Source organism: Sphingobium chungangianum (assembly GCF_977014255.1).
The window spans coordinates 1,271,239-1,288,176 of the sequence record NZ_CDRNIV010000006.1; the positions used below are offsets into that span (position 1 = coordinate 1,271,239).

18 protein-coding genes, 1 tRNA gene and 1 pseudogene are annotated in these 16,938 nt (G+C 61.1%); 6 read left to right on the plus strand and 14 right to left on the minus strand.

The window, feature by feature from the left end:
• Positions 1-61 precede the first annotated feature (61 nt).
• Complete coding sequence (locus tag ACWNC0_RS13390; protein ID WP_449472204.1) at positions 62-931, plus strand: hypothetical protein; 870 nt, start codon at positions 62-64, stop codon at positions 929-931.
• Positions 932-1,092: 161 nt separating this feature from the next.
• Here the strand turns inward: ACWNC0_RS13390 and ACWNC0_RS13395 are convergent, their stop codons facing one another.
• The 3 genes from ACWNC0_RS13395 to ACWNC0_RS13405 are packed head-to-tail and all read right to left on the minus strand — an operon-like array spanning position 1,093 to position 5,003.
• Positions 1,093-3,522 (minus strand): TonB-dependent receptor domain-containing protein, encoded by a 2,430-nt coding sequence (locus tag ACWNC0_RS13395; RefSeq protein ID WP_449472205.1) that lies wholly within the window; start codon positions 3,520-3,522, stop codon positions 1,093-1,095.
• Positions 3,506-4,435: a FecR family protein gene (locus tag ACWNC0_RS13400; RefSeq protein WP_449474616.1), complete on the minus strand. Its 930-nt coding sequence runs from the start codon at positions 4,433-4,435 to the stop codon at positions 3,506-3,508. The genes ACWNC0_RS13395 and ACWNC0_RS13400 overlap by 17 nt, the downstream gene beginning before the upstream one ends.
• 55 nt (positions 4,436-4,490) lie before the next feature.
• A complete protein-coding gene (locus tag ACWNC0_RS13405) occupies positions 4,491-5,003 on the minus strand; it encodes an RNA polymerase sigma factor (protein ID WP_449472207.1) in 513 nt (170 codons plus the stop codon).
• A gap of 145 nt (positions 5,004-5,148) precedes the next feature.
• Here ACWNC0_RS13405 and ACWNC0_RS13410 point away from each other — a divergent pair, with 145 nt between their 5' ends.
• The 3 genes from ACWNC0_RS13410 (at position 5,149) to npdG (ending at position 8,016) form a co-directional block, all read left to right on the plus strand.
• Positions 5,149-6,348 (plus strand): serine hydrolase domain-containing protein, encoded by a 1,200-nt coding sequence (locus ACWNC0_RS13410; protein WP_449472209.1) that lies wholly within the window; start codon positions 5,149-5,151, stop codon positions 6,346-6,348.
• A 110-nt stretch (positions 6,349-6,458) separates the two neighbouring features.
• Positions 6,459-7,193: a TetR/AcrR family transcriptional regulator gene (locus ACWNC0_RS13415; protein ID WP_449472211.1), complete on the plus strand. Its 735-nt coding sequence runs from the start codon at positions 6,459-6,461 to the stop codon at positions 7,191-7,193.
• Between the two features lie 157 nt (positions 7,194-7,350).
• Complete coding sequence (npdG, locus tag ACWNC0_RS13420; RefSeq protein WP_449472212.1) at positions 7,351-8,016, plus strand: NADPH-dependent F420 reductase; 666 nt, start codon at positions 7,351-7,353, stop codon at positions 8,014-8,016.
• 44 nt (positions 8,017-8,060) lie between these two features.
• On the opposite strand, the gene ACWNC0_RS13425 is transcribed toward npdG, so the two are convergent.
• Both ACWNC0_RS13425 and folK read right to left on the minus strand, forming a co-directional pair.
• Positions 8,061-8,136, minus strand: a tRNA-Lys gene (locus ACWNC0_RS13425).
• 44 nt (positions 8,137-8,180) lie between these two features.
• Entirely contained in the window at positions 8,181-8,693 is a 513-nt protein-coding gene (gene folK, locus ACWNC0_RS13430) for a 2-amino-4-hydroxy-6-hydroxymethyldihydropteridine diphosphokinase (RefSeq protein WP_449472213.1), read from the minus strand.
• 23 nt (positions 8,694-8,716) lie between these two features.
• On the opposite strand from folK, the gene ACWNC0_RS13435 reads away from it, so the two are divergent.
• Complete coding sequence (locus tag ACWNC0_RS13435) at positions 8,717-9,367, plus strand: uracil-DNA glycosylase (RefSeq protein WP_449472214.1); 651 nt, start codon at positions 8,717-8,719, stop codon at positions 9,365-9,367.
• A 10-nt stretch (positions 9,368-9,377) separates the two neighbouring features.
• Here the strand turns inward: ACWNC0_RS13435 and ACWNC0_RS13440 are convergent, their stop codons facing one another.
• From ACWNC0_RS13440 to rpsD, 7 genes are all read right to left on the minus strand, one after another.
• On the minus strand, positions 9,378-9,668 hold the full coding sequence (locus ACWNC0_RS13440) for a putative quinol monooxygenase (RefSeq protein WP_449472216.1): 291 nt from the start codon (positions 9,666-9,668) through the stop codon (positions 9,378-9,380).
• Positions 9,669-9,684: 16 nt separating this feature from the next.
• Positions 9,685-10,533, minus strand: a complete 849-nt coding sequence (aguB, locus tag ACWNC0_RS13445) for an N-carbamoylputrescine amidase (RefSeq protein WP_449472218.1) — start codon at positions 10,531-10,533, stop codon at positions 9,685-9,687.
• Between the two features lie 13 nt (positions 10,534-10,546).
• A complete protein-coding gene (locus ACWNC0_RS13450; protein ID WP_449472220.1) occupies positions 10,547-10,900 on the minus strand; it encodes a DUF3147 family protein in 354 nt (117 codons plus the stop codon).
• Positions 10,900-11,883: an agmatine deiminase family protein gene (locus tag ACWNC0_RS13455; RefSeq protein WP_449472221.1), complete on the minus strand. Its 984-nt coding sequence runs from the start codon at positions 11,881-11,883 to the stop codon at positions 10,900-10,902. The genes ACWNC0_RS13450 and ACWNC0_RS13455 overlap by 1 nt, the downstream gene beginning before the upstream one ends.
• 81 nt (positions 11,884-11,964) lie before the next feature.
• Positions 11,965-12,522: a PilZ domain-containing protein gene (locus ACWNC0_RS13460; protein WP_449472223.1), complete on the minus strand. Its 558-nt coding sequence runs from the start codon at positions 12,520-12,522 to the stop codon at positions 11,965-11,967.
• Between the two features lie 172 nt (positions 12,523-12,694).
• Entirely contained in the window at positions 12,695-14,350 is a 1,656-nt protein-coding gene (locus tag ACWNC0_RS13465) for a M28 family peptidase (protein WP_449472225.1), read from the minus strand.
• Positions 14,351-14,479: 129 nt separating this feature from the next.
• Entirely contained in the window at positions 14,480-15,094 is a 615-nt protein-coding gene (gene rpsD / locus ACWNC0_RS13470) for a 30S ribosomal protein S4 (protein ID WP_449472226.1), read from the minus strand.
• A gap of 232 nt (positions 15,095-15,326) precedes the next feature.
• Here rpsD and ACWNC0_RS13475 point away from each other — a divergent pair, with 232 nt between their 5' ends.
• The gene (locus tag ACWNC0_RS13475) at positions 15,327-15,623 is read left to right on the plus strand and encodes a chorismate mutase (RefSeq protein WP_449474617.1); all 297 of its coding nucleotides are present in this window, start codon (positions 15,327-15,329) and stop codon (positions 15,621-15,623) included.
• On the opposite strand, the pseudogene ACWNC0_RS13480 reads toward ACWNC0_RS13475, so the two are convergent.
• Both ACWNC0_RS13480 and nrdR read right to left on the minus strand, forming a co-directional pair.
• A pseudogene (locus tag ACWNC0_RS13480) lies at positions 15,620-16,420 on the minus strand (RNA methyltransferase); the annotation flags it as partial. The gene ACWNC0_RS13475 and the pseudogene ACWNC0_RS13480 overlap by 4 nt on opposite strands.
• Before the next feature lie 23 nt (positions 16,421-16,443).
• A complete protein-coding gene (nrdR, locus tag ACWNC0_RS13485; protein WP_196226215.1) occupies positions 16,444-16,905 on the minus strand; it encodes a transcriptional regulator NrdR in 462 nt (153 codons plus the stop codon).
• Between the last annotated feature and the right edge of the window lie 33 nt (positions 16,906-16,938).

The window sequence follows — 16,938 nt, forward strand, 5'->3', positions numbered from 1 at the left end:
CTGTCTAAACCCCTGAATGGAAAGCGGAAGCGGGGGCGCTTCCTTCCACAGGGGGTAAGACATGAAGCTACGCGGGCTGATTGCGGGACTTGCGCTGTTGGCGGCCTGCGCGCCGCTGAGTGTGCAGGCCGAAACGCTGACCAACGACATGGTCGTGTCGCTCGTTCAGGCGGGGTTGGGCGATGACGCCGTGATCGCCAAGATCAGGGCATCCGCCGGTCATTACGCTCTGTCGACCGACGATCTGATCGCCTTGAAAAAGCGGGGCGTGCCCGGCCCGGTCATTGCCGCCATGATCCAATCCGGCGCTGAAGGCGCGGTTTCGTCCAAGGCCGTTTTCTCCGCTGACTCGCCTGACCCACTGGTCCCGCACCCATCCGGCGTCTATCTGGCAACCGACGCGCGCATGGCGCGGATCGATCCCACGACATCGAACCAGAGCAAGACCGGCGGCATATTGGGCTATGCCTTTACCGGCGGTATCGCTTCACTCAGCATCAAGGCGGTCATCCCGAACATCACCGCGCGGGTCCGCACCGGTCGATCGCGCCCGACATTCTATTTCTACTTCGATGAGGCGACGCGCGGCCTTTCCCAGTCCGGCGGCTCTTTGTGGCTGTCGGGTCCGGCAAGCGCCATCACCTCCCCCAATGAATTCAGCCTCATCCGGTTCGAGGTGAAGAAGGATCGTCGCGAAACACGCGTGGGCAGCATGAATCTGGCAGGGGCCAAGGCAGGGGTGATGGACAAGGACCGCATCCCCTTCGACTATGAACAGGTGACGCCCGGAGTGTTCAAGGTGACGCCCTCATCGGACCTGCCCGCGGGCGAATATGGCTTCCTCTATTCGGTGAGCGCGGGCGCTGGCCCGGGCATGTGGGGCAACGGCACGGGCTCGGCACGGATTTTCGATTTTGCCGTCCACCCGTGAATGAATGGGACGCCGCCTGAGGAGCAAGCGGCGTCCCGTCCATAAGGCTGTCCCGGGGGGCAAGACGGCCTCATGGCTGGTCTGGCGAGCAAGGAGGGGGCGCGCCCGCCAGCGTTCACTGGCATGACGGCACCACAGGAACTTTCCCGTAACCGCTCGCGTCAAAAAGCGAAGTCCATTCCAACCCTTATCGTCCGTGGGCGCATCGGCGTCACATAGTCGCCGCGCAGATTAAACGGCGTGCCCAGCGAAAAGCGATTGCCGTGGCTGTCCAGCAGATTGCTGAGCGACAGTGAAAGTTGCAGCGGCCCACGCGAAACGCTCGCGCTGATTGCCGTATCGACATAATCGCCCTGGTCGCGCCCAAGGACAGGACCAACGCCCAGCCGCGACTTGCCGACATATCTGGCGGACCCGTTCAGGTGCAGGGTCATATCGCCGCTCAACCGGGCTCGATAATCAATCGCGATCCGGGCGCCGAGGTTGGCGACATTGGGCAAAGTCATCGACTTGTCTGCGGCCACCAGCGCCTGCACATAGGGCGTGGCCCTTTTGAGCCGACTGTCATTATAAATAAAACTGCCATCGATGCTCAGCGTCGGGAGCGGCCGTACAATGATGCGGCCTTCGACGGTGAAGATGCGGCCGTCACCAATATTGGCCGTTGCTGGCAGGCCGATCCTGTCGATCACATCCGCCTGAATATCGCGCCAGTCCGTATAGGCGAAATTCCCGCTGATCGCGACCAGTTCGCCGCCGGAGACGCCCTTGCGAAAGCCGAACTCCAGCGTCGATGCCCGGTCGTTGCTGAACCGCCTCACATGCTGGTCATCCACCGCCAGCCCGCCCGGCCGAAACCCCTGCTGATAGCGGGCATAGAGGGTCAGGCCCGGAATCGCATCGCTCAGCAGGGAAAGGGACGGCAGGAAGATCGTCTCATGTCGCTTCGCCTCTGCTTCTGCTCGCGCGATATCGGCACTGGCAAGCAGCGCGACGGGATCGACTGCCTCGCCTGACAGGCTGCTGTTCGTCAACCGACCGCCCAGTGTGGCGACCAGCCCTGCCACGGGTTCAAAGGACGTCTCGCCAAATATCGTCGCTTCCCGGATGCGATTGCGAACCCCCGTTGCGACTGCCGGAGTGCCGCTGCCGTATAGCGGGACGCCGGGAATGATCTCATCCTCCACGAAGCCGGGGCCGAAGGAAGCCAGCGACCGGCTCAATCGCGATACGCTTTCCAGATAGGAGAGGCCGACGACCCAGCCGAGGCCATTTTCCCTGTCCCGCGTCAGGCGGTTTTCCGTCGAAAAGATGGAAACCCGATTATGCTGGGTGAAGAGCGCAGGCGGCGTGGAGGGCTGCGTCGCGTCATAGCTTTCGGTCAGACTGTTACGGACATAGCCGGTCGACGACACGAAGCGCAGATCATCCCATTGCCTCTCGATCCGCAAATTGCCGAGCGCATAATCGGAGGATGACGGTTGCGCCAAACTGGACCTCCTGTCGAGGGGACCCGCCGCCCGATCCGCATATTGCGCATCATCCCCGTTGATCCGCTGGTAGAGCCCCGTGAGATCAATCACCCAATCCTCATTGGGCGCAAAACGCAGGGCGGCGCGGCCACCATATATATCCGTCCGATTGACGTCATTGCGTCGGCGCTGGAGGTCATCGATATAGCCGCCCTCCCGGACGCCGTAGCCGACAACACGCAGCGCCAGCCGTTCCGGGATGACCGGGACGTTCAACGTTGCAGAAACATCACCGCCCGGATCGCCATGCTGAGTGAAGCTTAGTCCGGTGGACAGCTGCCCGCCGATCCGGGCCAGATTGGGCGGATTGGGCACGAAACGGATGATCCCGCCTAGCGAGCCCGCACCGTACAGCGTGCCCTGCGGCCCTTCCAATACTTCGACGCCCTGCATGTCATAGAGGCGCAGGTCAGGATCAGGCGCCGCATAGTTGAGGCGCATTTCGCTAAGATATTGCCCTGTGGTCGCCTGCGTCGGACCAGCGATGGCAGAATCGGCGATCGCGCGCAGGAACAGCTTGTTACGGCCCGGACCCGCATGGGTGGAACTCAGGCTGGCGACACGGCTCAGCAGAGTTGCGGTGCCAGCCGCAGCTTCTGCGCTGGTGAGCGAGGCATAGTCCAGGGCTTCCACGACGCCGGGATAGCGGGGCAACGGGACGTCGCGCTTGGAGGCGGTGACGACGATCTCGGCGGACGGCGGCGGCTCGGGAATTGCTGACCTGGCGCGGGCGGCAACGGCCGGCGCAGGCGTCACAGGCGCGCGGACGATGCGCCATGTGCTGGCGTTTATCCGCTCGGCACGAGCATTGGTCCCGCGCAGGAGTCGGCGCAGGGCCGTCTCAACCGACAAACGGCCTTCGATCGCAGGCGAGGCAAGCCCTGCGAGCGACTGGTCCGACATGCCGATAGAGGCGCCCGTCTGACGGCCAAGCACGACGACAGCTTCGCCCAGCCGGGACGGGGCGATGCTGATCATCTGCCTGTCCGCAGCGTTCGCCGGGGATGTGGCTGCAACGGCTACGGCAGTGACGATAAGGACGTCAGCGGATCGAGCCATCCTTTTCCTTCAGCAGCCATCCGTCATCTTGCCGCACGGCCGAAAGACCCATGAGCGGGGCGGCCGCTGCGAAAAAACGCGGCAAGTTCCGGTCCAGCCCGATCGTCCCCGTAAACCGCGTGCCGCCTGCCGCAGGCGTCGTATCCAGCTTCACTCCCAGCGATCGTGCGATGTCCGCGCTGATCTGCGCCACCGGCATATTATCGTAACTCAGCCGCCCCTCGCGCCAGCTTGCCACGCTATCGGGCGCGATGGTCATAAGGCGGACGCCGGTTGCGTCGCTGGACAACCCTCGGCCTGCGGGCAGGGCAATAGCCTGCCCTTGCGGATCGAAGATCACCTTGCCCTCCGCAACGCCGATCCGTGTCGCATTGCCGCTATGGACGATGTTGAAGATGGTGCCTGCATCCTCGAACACGGCTTTGCCCACGGTTACCCGGAATGGATCACCGCTGTCGTGGTGGACGGTAAAGGCGGCCTCGCCGCCATCGAGCGCGGCGAAGCGATCATTCTCATGATCGAGGCGCAACGTCGAACCACCGTTCAGATCTATGCGCGTGCCGTCGTCCAGGACGATGTTGCGCACCTCACCCGGACGGGTGGTTACGGTATAGATGTCGCTCCTCGTCCAGTTGCCGATGGAGACGGCCGCCACGATTGCAGCGGCTATCGCACCTGCTGCAATCCATCGTCCCGGCCGCGATCCCGGCGTCCCCGGATCATTTGCGGGGGCAGGCGTGGCTTGGGGGGCTGCCGCCATGATCGCACCCAGTCCGGCATCAGCCACCATCACGGCATCATAGGCCTTTGCATGCGCCGGATCAGCCTCCAGCCAGACGGTGAAGGCATCCCATTCCGCAAAATCGGGATCGCGCGTTCGGATGACCCATCCGAGCGCCTCCTCATGAAGCATGGCATTCGCCCCGGTCATATATTGCCCCTTACCGGGCGAGACGCCGCCGCGCAGGTCATTCCGTATCCAGCCTCTGCTTGAGGATGGTCAGCGCGCGGTAAGCCTTCTGTAAATCCTTCTCCACGGTCGTCAGGCTGACCCCCAATTCCTCGGCGATCCTCCGCTGTCCGACGCCTTCGATCCGAAATCGACGAAACACCAGTTCGACGCGTGGCCCCAGGTCGCGCAGCACCTCCTGCGCGTTCTCCACGATCTCGGCCAGGATCAACCGCTCATCAACGGCCATGTCCTCGCCCGGATCGGCCATGACGCCGCCAGCGCTCTCCGCCCAATCCTGCTCCCGCTTTCCCCTGCGCGTGCTGGAACGATAACGGTCCAGCATCAGATTGTTGGCCGCACGATACAGATAGGGCAGGGGGTCAGCGACCGGACCAACATCCCTCGCTTCCAGCTTCATCCACATGTCCTGAAGCAGGTCTTCTGCATCATCCCCCGCGCCACGCGCGCGCAGGAAGCGCAGCAGCGCGCCCCGGTTCGCCAGAAATATCGCAGATAGGCCGCTGGCCATGCCGTTGTAGGTCCAGTGCAGGTGAGGGCGCCTGAAATAGATGGCTCCACAGGTCTTTGGCAATGGACAAGCGAATAGTCGCCGCCGGGATTGTTCTCAAAGCGCCACTGCTCTAGCGCAAATCGGGTGAGTGACCGGAGGCGGGATGCAGGCGACCACGCAGGTTGACGTAAGGGCAGCGACGGCGACGGGCATGAATCCGGAGAAGTTGGATCTGCTCGCCACATCGCTGCACGAAAAATATGTAGCGACCGGCAAGCTGCCTCATTTGCGTCTGCTTGTCTCGCGCGACGAGCGCGTTCTGCTGTCGCATGTCAGTGGCGTCGCACGCGCCAGCCAGGAAGTGCTTGAGAAAGACTCGCTGTTCCGGATTGCATCCATGACGAAGCCGGTCACATCGGTCGCTTTCATGATGCTGGTCGAACAGGGGCTGGTCTCGCTGGACGATCCCGTGACGGATGTCCTGCCGGAATTTGCCAGTCTCTTCGTGGGATTGGATCGGACGCCCTTAAAGCAGCCGATGCGAATGATCGATCTGCTCCGCCATACGTCTGGGCTGACCTACGGCCTCCAGCGGCAGACGATGATCGACGCCGAATATCGTCGGCTCGGGCTCGACGAGTTTCAGCAGAAGCGCACTTCCGACGACTTCATAGCGGCATTGTCCCAGCTACCTCTGGAATTTTCTCCCGGTGAGCGCTGGAATTACTCGGTCGCGACCGACGTTCTGGGCGTGGTGGTCGAACGGCTGAGCGGCCTTGATCTGGACAGCTTCTTCACTCAGCGCATTTTCCGTCCACTCGGGATGACCGACACGTTTTTCGAGCTGCCCGGCGACAAGGTAGAGCGGATGACCGACGCATGGCAGCTGCGTCCCGACGGCGGCCTGTCGCTCTACGATCGTGGCGCGCGCAGCGGTTGGCGGCGAAGTTTGAAGCTGCGCTCCGGCGGAGGCGGTCTCATATCGACCGCGGACGACTATCACCGTTTTGCCCGGATGCTGTTGCGGGGCGGTGAGCTGGACGGGACGCGCTTGCTCAAACCGCAGACCGTAGCCGCCATGCATGCAAATCACCTTCCAGGCGAGGGCGATCTTGCCCGCCATTCCTTGTCCTTGTTCAGCGAGGCGGATTATGCGGGGGTAGGCTTCGGGCTGGGCTTGGCCACTGACCTTGCGACCGGAGAATATTTTTGGGGAGGCCTATTCTCCACCTTCTTCTTCATCGACCCGATGGAAAAAATGATCGGGCTGCTGATGACGCAACATCTGCCGTCGAACAACTATCCGATCCGCCGGGAACTGCGGGATGGCGTGCGGGCAGCGATTGCGACAAGCAAGGCCTGAGCCGATGAGATCCGCTTCATCTCGCATCCACGCAAACCGAAATTTGCGCCTTCATGCATTCCCGCTATGCTAGGCAGCGGGGGATGAAATGCACAGAATGAGGCACGAGATTGACCGTCAAGGGTAAGCCGATGCTGAAGGATGTAGGTGATCGTCCGCAAACCTATTCCAGCCCCGCCATCATCGAACGGCGCAAGCGCATTCTGCAAGAAACGCGAAAAGTAATCGCTGAACAGGGCATCGCCGCCTTCAGCATGAACGAGATTGGGCACCGCGCGGGCGTTGCCAAGCGAACACTCTATAATGCGTTCCAGACCCGAGAACGGATGATCGCGGCGGCGATCCAGGAATATTTCGACGAGTATGTGAGCAATCTCTCCTATGTCAGCGCCCCTGGCACGATGGAGCATAATATCGAACGCATGATTTCGGTCCTTCAACGTAACGCAAAGCTGCGGAATTACGTTAAGGCGGTCATGTCCCTCTATTTCAGTTCCGATGTCGATCACGATATCTGGACCGCCATCCACGCGCCCGCCGTCCATCATAATCGCAGCTGGATCGCAGCGCTTGAAGCGAAGAAGCAGCTCCAGCCATGGGTCGATGTCGATAAGCTTGTCGATGATCTGGTGCGGTTCGAATTCGCGACGATCAACGAATGGGCGCAGGGCCGCATCGCTGACGACGAAGTCATCGTCCGGCTTGTTAGCAGCTATCTGGGCTGCCTCTCAGGCGCGCTGAAAGGCAACGCCCGCAAGGATGTAGAGACGCTTCTGAAGGACATCGCTGAACGCGGCGTGGATGCGATCCCTGTTCCCCATAGCGCAAAGGCGATAGCAGCTTAAACTTCTGCTTCCGGTTCACGGGGCAGAGACAACGACTTTCAGCCAAATCTTCCCCACGCTACTGGACCGTGGACCTGCGAGCCTTGCCCAAGGATGGGACGACAAAAAGATCAAATGGCGCCCAAAACCGCGCCGTGAATATTGGAGAGTATGTCTGATGCATAATGAACAACTGGCGACGATCGCCGTGCTGGGCGGAACCGGCAAGGAAGGCGGCGGGCTCGCGCTGCGTTGGGCGCACAAGGGGCACAGGGTTATCATCGGCAGCCGCACGGCCGAGCGAGCAATGGAAGCCGCTGCGCAGATGAACGAGGTGCTTGGTGACAACCGCGTCACCGGCGCCCCCAATGCAGAGGCCGCCGCGCAGGGTGAGATCGTCGTTCTAGCCGTCCCCTACGCCGCGCAGCAGTCCACCGTGCAAGAGGTCGCAACGGCCTTGGCAGGCAAGATACTCATCGACGTCACCGTCCCCCTAATGCCGCCCAAGGTGAGCCGCGTACAGCTTCCCAATGGCGGATCGGCGGTGGAAGCTGTGCAAAAGATGCTGGGCGAGGGCGTTCGCGTCGTGTCCGCCTTCCAGAATATCAGCGCCCATCATCTCACCAAGCTGGACGAAGATGTGGAATGCGACGTTCTGGTTTGCGCTGACGACCCTGCCGCCGCTGATCAGGTAGTGGCGCTGGCGCAGGAAATCGGCCTACGCGCCTGGAACGCGGGGCCGCTCTGCAACTCCGTCGTGGCGGAAGGCCTGACCTCCGTCCTCATCGCGCTGAATCGTAAATATAAAGTCCCGGGTTCGGGTATCCGGATCACGGGCGTCTAAGGAGAAAGCGCGGCTCGCCATGTCAAACCGACGATGGCGAAATATGGTGAGCCCTGCTGGATTCGAACCAGCGACCTACTGATTAAAAGTCAGTTGCTCTACCGACTGAGCTAAGGGCCCTCTCATGCGAGGTCCGCACGCACTAGAGGCCGTTATGCGACTGGTCAACCTCTAGGGCGCAGCAAAACTTGTGCTTTTCGCAACCTCGCTCGCAGCTGCCGGATGGACAGGCCGGAAACCGGATCTCGCCAAGCCGGTGCGATCGCGCAAAGCGGTGACAGCACGAAATCGCGCGCCCGAAATGCGGGGTGCGGAATGTCCAGCGTCCTGCTCTCCCAGCGCCCGCCGGACCAGAGGATGATGTCGATATCGATGCTGCGCGCGCCCCAGCGGCGATGGCGACGTCGGCCCAGCCGCGCTTCAATCATCTTGAGCGCGCTCAACATTGCCTTCGGTGGCAGGTCGCTCTCGATCAACAAGGCGCTGTTTGCATATTCCCGCAACGAAGGCCCGATCGGCGATGACGTCAATGTCGGTGCCATCGCAAGCACCCGGCCAACCCGCCGCAAGTCCGCCGCAGCTTCGCGCACCAGTATCTTCGGCGTCCGCTTCCCCGACAACGGCCGGTTCGACCCTAGTGCTAGCGCGTAAACATGAAGAGTGCTTGTCTTGACCATCGCACTGCGCCTAACCGCTACGCATGACGCTGCAAAGCCCCATAGCTCATGCGGAAGCTCCGCTCGATTGTCCGCTCTGCCCGCGCCTCGTCGCTTTGCGCGAGGAATGCCGGACCCAGCATCCAGACTGGTGGAACGCTCCTGTGCCTGCCTTCGGCGATCCGCTCGGCCGCATTGTCGTAGTCGGCCTCGCTCCCGGCAAGCAGGGAGCCAATCGGACTGGCCGGGCCTTTACGGGAGATTTCGCCGGCAATCTTCTCTTCGCGACGCTGCTGAATGTCGGCCTAGCCCAGGGCACCTATGAGGCTCGGCCCGATGATCAGCTCGTCCTGAACGACGCCATCATCCTCAATGCCGTGAAATGCCTCCCGCCGCAGAATAAGCCCGTACCGCAGGAAGCGCATAATTGCCGCATATTCCTGAAGTCCGCCGTGGAAGCACTGCCCAACGCACGCATATTAATCGCGCTTGGCGAAGTCGCGCATCAATCGGTCGTGAAGGTGCTGGGCGGCAAGCTCCCAAAGGCGCGCTTCGCCCATATGGCGGAACATCGCATGCCAAGCGGCAAGATCGTGCTCGACAGCTATCACTGTTCCCAAAGAAACATAATGACCGGCCGCCTGACGAATGAGATGTTTGCGGCCGTATTCGAAAGGGCAGTGACGCTACTCTGACGCAGACCGCTCAGCTTATCAGATAGTCGAGATAAGCGCCTTCCGGCGGCCCATCCATCGCGTCCATCATTGGCCCGAACAGCCCCTTGTCCAGCATCGGCCCCGCCGCCTTGTGCGCATCGACATCAGTCCAGCGCTCGATAAAAACGAAGCGGCGCTCATTCCCCAGGTCGCGTAGCATCTCAACACCCTCGCAACCGGGAAGCGGGCGGACGGCGTCCGCAAGCGCGCGAAGGGCACTTTCCAGCGCGGCGTCCGATCCCTCTCGGGCGTGCATCACATAATGGCGTGCTACCGTCATGGCGTCATTCTCCCAATCAAATGTCTTGTGCGATCCGCGAATAGAGCTCTGGCCGCCGGTCGCGGAAGAACCCCATGCCTGCCCGATGCTTGCGCGCCTGAGCCAGATCGATCGTGGCGACCAGCGCGCCACTGTCCTTTGCGTCGGCTTCCGCCGCGAAATCGCCCCACTCATCGCTGATGAAGCTGTGGCCGTAGAATTTCTGGCCTTCCTCGTCGCCAATCCGGTTCGCCGCGATGACCGGCATACAATTGCTGACGGCATGGCCGATCATCGCCCGGCGCCACATGCGGCTCGTGTCCAGATCCGCATCATAGGGTTCAGATCCGATCGCGGTAGGGTAGAAGAGCAGCTCGGCCCCCATCAGCGCCATGACCCGCGCCGCCTCCGGATACCATTGGTCCCAGCAAATGCCGACGCCGATCGTGCCGTAGCGCGTCTCCCACACCTTGAATCCGCTATTGCCGGGGCGGAAATAATATTTTTCCTCATAACCCGGCCCGTCCGGAATATGGCTCTTGCGATAGACGCCCATGATCTCGCCTTCATCGTCGATCATCGCGAGGGAATTATAATGATGCTGGCCGTCGCGTTCGAAAAAGCTGGTGGGAATATAGACGCGCTCCGCCTTTGCCACCTTGCGCATCTCGGCCACGGCGAGATGTTCGCCGATCGGCTTGGCATTGGCGAACAGGGCCTCATCCTCGACCTTGCAGAAATAATGCCCTTCGAACAGCTCGGGCGGCAGGACGATCTTCGCGCCCCGTGCCGCTGCCTTCACCACATGGTCCGACACCATGGCGACATTGTCATCCAGATCCTCTGAAAAGGCGAGCTGAAGGGCGGCAACGGTGACTTTGGTCATATCCTCGGTGGTCCTAGAGGCGAATGCCCAATCGGGCGGTGATGGCGACGGTTGCGAGATAGAGAAGGATCGTCATTGCGCAACCGGCGATCAATGCTGGGGGAAAGGAAATGCCCCGCCGCAGCATCGCGGGGATCAGCAAGAACATGGGCAGGGACGGCAGGACATAGTAAAAGGTCGCCTCTGCATGCCGCGCCATATTCTCGGCATCGGGCTTGTCATTCCACAGCCATATCATCCCCAGCACCGAAATCAGGGGCAGGGACGCGATCAACGCGCCCAGCGCCGGATAGCGCCGGGATACGACAGACACGATGGCGATGATGACGCCCGACAAAAGCGCGCGTATCGCCAGCATCCCGCTCATCACGCCGACGGCATCTGCTGGCTGCAACAATGGAAACTGCCGCCGCCCGACAGGATGGCGTCGCTGCGGAGCCCGATGATCTCGCGATCGGGGAAGAACGGCTTGATCGCGTCCAGCGCCGCCTGATCATTGGGCTTGCCATAGACGGGCACGATGACGGCAGCGTTGCCGATATAGAAATTCATGTAACTGGCGGGGATCACTTCACCATCCACCAGCACGCGGCCGGGGGAGGGGATGGACGCCACCTCGACGCCGAACGCCTTGGCGCGGGCGCGGGCATCGGCATAGATGGCGGCGTTCGGATCATCATCCGTGCTTGCTTCGGGCAATGCCAGCACCCCCGGAGCAACGAAGCGCGCCAGATTATCCACATGGCCGTCCGTATGATCGTTCAGCAACCCGTCGCCCAGCCACAGCATGTCGGACAGCCCCAGCGATCCCGCCAGCAGCGTTTCGATCTTGCCCCGATCCAGGTCAGGGTTGCGATTGGGATTGAGCAGACATTGCTCGGTCGTCACGAACAGGCCAGTGCCATCCGTGTCGACGGCGCCGCCTTCGAATATCCAATGCTGCGAGGATGTCGCCAACCCGGTGGTCGCGGCCAGACGCGCACCGATATCTTCATCGCCCGGCATCTGATATTTGCCGCCCCAGCCATTGAAGCCGAAATCGACCAGAGCCCGCTCGTCCCCGCGCATCACCGCGATCGGCGCCGTGTCCCGCAGCCATACGTCGCCCAGCTTTTGGACGACGATCGTCACATCCGGTCCAGCCAGCGATCGCGCCACTTCCGCGTCGCCCTCATTGGCGCAGACCAGCCGCACTTTTTCACCCCTGCCATCGGCATGAAGCGCCCTGGCAAAGGCAGCTATCTGCACCCGCGCATCCTCAAACGCGTCCGGCCATTCCTCCGGATAAGTGGGAAAGCCGATCCAGGTCCATTCATGCGGCGCCCATTCGGCAGGCATACGGAATGTCATCGGCTTTCTCCTGCTGAGATGGCGTTGTCCCCTGCGCTCTACAGGATTGCGGTCGGTGTGACAGCGCCAAATTCAACAGCGTCAGCCCATTATCTGCGCCGCCCACTGGTCGAGCAACTTGAATCCAAGGGCTACCTCGAAACTCAATCCCGCATATATATCCTGACGCCAACGGACCATGGCATCCCGCTTGCCCAGCCCTTCCACGATGACCTGCACCTTCATGTTTTCCCGAAGCTCATTCGCCTCGTCGAGGACCTTGATCCCGAACAACGAAATATCCTGCATCGTGCAGGAATGCGTGCCGGTGATAGCGGATACGGTAATAGGCATGACGATGTTCAGCCGAACGGCTTCCCGTTCGCTGCGACCCTGCCTCTGTTCCGCGATGATGGTCGAAATGGCGATATGCTCTTCGAACAGCAAAGACACATGATCGCCCATGTTCATGCCGACGACGGCCGAAACGGAAAAACCGTTTCGCAGCCCCAGCGTGACGCTTTCGCCCGCCGTCATCGGCAGGCTCGTGCGCACGAGTGCTTCACGCGGTGACAGCGAATGGACGACGCACAGGCATTCCTTGTGCGCCGTCACCAACTTGCCGACATGCAAGATTGTGACTGACTTGTTGACTTCCACGACCCATCCCCATTTTTTTATCGTTACGTATCCGATTCTTCGGACATTGTGGTCATAGGGATCAAGTTTCCGTAAGGGAAATAATTAACCGGCTGGCCTTGTTGGATAATTGGGCAGCGCGCAGCTTGATGTTCTGCATCGGATCGGATGAAAAATAGCGCGTCGGTCGCGCTTAATGATGCTGATTGCTGGCTCGACTTTTGTCCCGGATCGCGCGGAATTCGTCCCCTGCCATCCAGTTCGGCCACTCGGTGGTGTTCGCCAGTGCCCTGCCGACCTCGTAGTAAAGTTTGAGGTCAGCCTTCACGCCGCTCCAGTCCCATTTTGGATCATATTCGTCCTTTGGGCTGTGGTAACGATGTTCCTCATAATCTTTCGCCGCAGCGGCGCCCGCTTCAATCCCGCCCTTCACCAGGTCTTGCCCCCCTTCGAAATAGAGCATCGGGACACCATGTTTGGCAAAACTGAAATGGTCAGACCGATAGTAGAAACCTTTTTCCGGAGTGGGCTCCAGGCTGGCTACACGCTTCTGGGCGGCCAGGGCACGATCCAGATAGGTGTCCAACTGCGACTTGCCCTTGCCGATCACCACGACGTTTTTCGCCAGCCCTGCCATGCTGAGCGCGTCCATGTTGACGCCCCCCACTGTCTGCTTCAGCGGAAAGACGGGGCGGTTCCCATAATAGGCTGATCCCAGAAGCCCCGACTCCTCCGCAGTCACCGCCAGGAACACCTGGCTACGCGCGCTCGGCCCCGCTTTCACATTCGCCTCCGCCAGCGCGACCAGCGCTGCCGTCCCGGTCGCATTGTCGATGGCGCCGTTGCAGATGTCGTCGCCATCGGGCGCGGCCTCGCAACGACCCAGATGGTCCCAATGCGCCGCATAGAGCACATATTCATCAGGTCGCGTCTTGCCCGGCAGCAGGGCCACCAGATTCTTGGACATGTGCTTGCGAATGGCATTGTCAAAGGAGACGTTCGCCTTGATGCCCTTCAACGGCACTGCCTTGAACCCTCGCTTCTTCGCCGCCGCGCTCAATCTATTCAGATTAAGGCCCGCGCTCGCCATCAGCGCCGCAGCCTTGTCCTTCTGCATCCACCCGATAGCCGCAGATTGTTTTGCATTGCCGTCCGCGCTGTCCGCGACATGCTGCGCCCCTGTCCAGCTCGATTGAACGACGTTCCAGCCATAGGCGGCGGGCATAGTGTCATGGACGATGATCGCAGCCGCTGCGCCCTGCCGCGCGGCCTCTTCGAATTTGTAGGTCCAACGGCCATAATAGGTCATGGCGCGGCCATTGAACGGTCCGCTCAGGCTCGGGCTCTGATAATCCGGATCGTTGACCAGAATGATGACCGTCTTGCCTCGGACGTTCACCCCGGCATAGTCGTTCCACTTCTTTTCAGGCGCTTTGATGCCATAGCCGACGAATACGACCGGGCTATCCTTGACCTCGATATGCGGCGCAGCCGTGCGGTAGGTGGCGATCACCATCTGCGATCCATAATCGGCCGAAACCGGCCCCTTGCCGCCAATGAAACGCAGCGGCGAAACATTCTTCGCCGCGATCTCCACGAGCGGGACATCCTGGAACCAGCTGCCCTTGTTGCCCGGCTTCAGCCCGATCGCCTCGAACCGCCGCACCAAATAGGAAAGCGTCTTCTCCTCACCCGCAGTACCCGGCGCCCGCCCTTCATAGGCGTCCGATGAAATTTCTTTCACCACCTCCTTCATGGTTTCGATCGACGGACTTACGTCCGACGGCGCAGCCGCCGCGGCACTGCCAGCAACCAGGGCCATCAGCGAAATTGAAATAAACGAACGCATCGCAACAGCCTTGAAAAGGGAAGGGCGCAGCATTTCTGCCAGCAGCCCTCACACGGTACAAGGCTTGTTGAACAAACAAAAAAGGCGGCCCCGAAGGACCGCCTTTCCGTACATCATGACCCTGGCTGATCAGCGCGAATAGAATTCGACGACCAGATTGGGTTCCATCTTCACCGGGTAGGGCACTTCGTCCAGCGACGGGACGCGGACATAGGTGACCTTGGCCGCGCCATCGGGCGACACATAGTCAGGGATGTCGCGCTCGGGCAGGCTCTGTGCTTCCAGAACCAGCGCCATTTCCTGCGCCTTCTTGCCCAGGGTGATTTCGTCGCCCGGCTTAACCAGACGGCTTGCGATGTTGCACTTCACGCCGTTCACATAGACGTGACCGTGCGAAACCAACTGACGCGCCGACCAGATGGTGGGTGTGAACTTGGCGCGATAGACGACGGCGTCCAGGCGGCGCTCCAGCAGGCCGATCAGGTTCTGGCCGGTGTCGCCCTTCATGCGGGCGGCTTCGGTGTAGTTCTTCTTGAACTGCTTTTCGGTGATATCGCCGTAATAGCCCTTCAGCTTCTGCTTCGCCTTGAGCTGGATGCCATAGTCGGACATCTTGCCCTTGCGGCGCTGACCGTGCTGACCGGGACCATATTCACGCTTGTTGACCGGGCTCTTCGGGCGACCCCAGATGTTCTCGCCCATGCGGCGGTCGAGTTTATACTTGGCGCTGGAACGCTTCGACATGATAATTCCTTACAATCGCTAACAACGTTTGTTCACCCTCCTGATCCGAAAACCGGTTCCCACTTTTCGGGGAGGGTGAAAGTTATTCCCGGTCCTCGCCTGCTTGCCATAAAGGGGCAGGGCCGCCGCTTCACCGGGGTGCGGGGCCAATCACGAAGGCGCGCCTATGAAGAAGGCAAAGTGGCATGTCAACCCTCGACAGCTGCCCTCGGCGCGCCTAGTCAGCGTCGCCATGGACCCCGAAAACTACACCAGCATGGCGCAAGTCCGGACCGGCGTGGATGAAATCGACCGTCAGCTCGTTGCGCTGCTTGCTCGACGCTTCGCCCACATGCGCGCGGCCGCCCGCATCAAGCCGGAAAGAAGCGCCGTCCGCGACGAAGCGCGTAAGGCGGAGGTCATCGACAATGTTCGCGCTGAAGCTGCTCGTCTAGGCGTTCCCGCTGAGATTCTCGCCGCTTTGTGGGACCAGTTGGTTGAAGCTTCGATCGCCTATGAAATGAAGGAATTCGATCGCCTCAAAGCCTAGCGTGATCGCGGATTGCTCAAGGCGGAAAGTACGCCGCGCAGCGTCCGCACTTCCAAATGGTTCCAGCCGGGCTTCGTCAGCAGGTTCCGCAACGTCCGCTTGGTCGCAGGTGCCCGATCGGGCGGGAAGAAATAGCCCGCACCTTCCAGCAAAGTTTCGAACTGGTTTATCATCCCTTCCAGTTCCACCTGTGGCGCCGGTTCGCCAAGGTCGACGACCGTCGGCTGTTCCAACTGGGCCTGTTTCGACCATTCATAGGCGCACAGGATGACCGCCTGCGCTAGGTTCAACGATCCGAATTCGGGATTGATCGGCACAGTCAGAATCTTGCGGGCGAGCGCCACATCCTCCGTTTCAAGCCCTGATCGCTCCGGCCCGAAAACATAGGCCGCCCTTCCCGCAGCCTCGTGAATTTCGCGTGCCGCTTCTTCCGGCGTCACGACCGGCTTGGTCACGCCTCGCTTGCGCACCGTGGTCGCATAAACGTGCGAGCAATCCGCGACGGCGTCGGCAAGGCTTTCAAAAACCTCAGCATTGTCGAGCACGACATCGGCTCCCGCCGCCGACGGGCCAGCATCAGGATTGGGCCACCCATCACGCGGGCTGACCAGTCGCATCTCGGTAAGCCCGAAGTTCAGCATGGCCCGCGCGGCCTTGCCAATATTCTCACCGAGTTGCGGGCGCACGAGGACGATGACGGGGCGGGGTGCTGAAGGCTCTGACATGATCCCGTTTGCTCTGAAAAGTGGCCGAGCTTATCGCAGCTCGTTATCGAAGGTTTTCTTGCGAAGTGACGAATGGGCAGCTGGGGTAGCCGCCCTCACTCACTCCCAACCTCTTTCACCGAGCCCGCGAAATCCTCGAAGTCCTGAGCATCGGTGAAGTCCTTATACACGCTGGCGAAGCGAATATAGGCAACACTGTCGAGCCGTTTGAGGCCTTCCATCACCATCTCGCCGATCGCGCGCGCAGGCACTTCGCCGTCGCCGCTGGTTTCCAGCTGCCGCTGAATACCGGAGATGAGCTTTTCCAGCCTGCTTGGATCAATTTGCCGCTTGCGACAGGCGATGTCGATGGAGCGCGCCAGCTTGTCGCGGTCGAACGCTTCCTTACGTCCCTCGCTTTTCACCACCCAGATGTCGCGCAACTGGATGCGCTCGAACGTGGTGAAGCGCGCGCCACAGGCTTCGCACTGCCGTCTGCGGCGAATGGCGGCGCCATCTTCGGTGGGGCGGCTGTCCTTTACCTGACTGTCGTCGTGAGCACAGAAGGGGCAACGCATTCAGTAATAAGCTCCGTTCGTTCGGATGAGTCG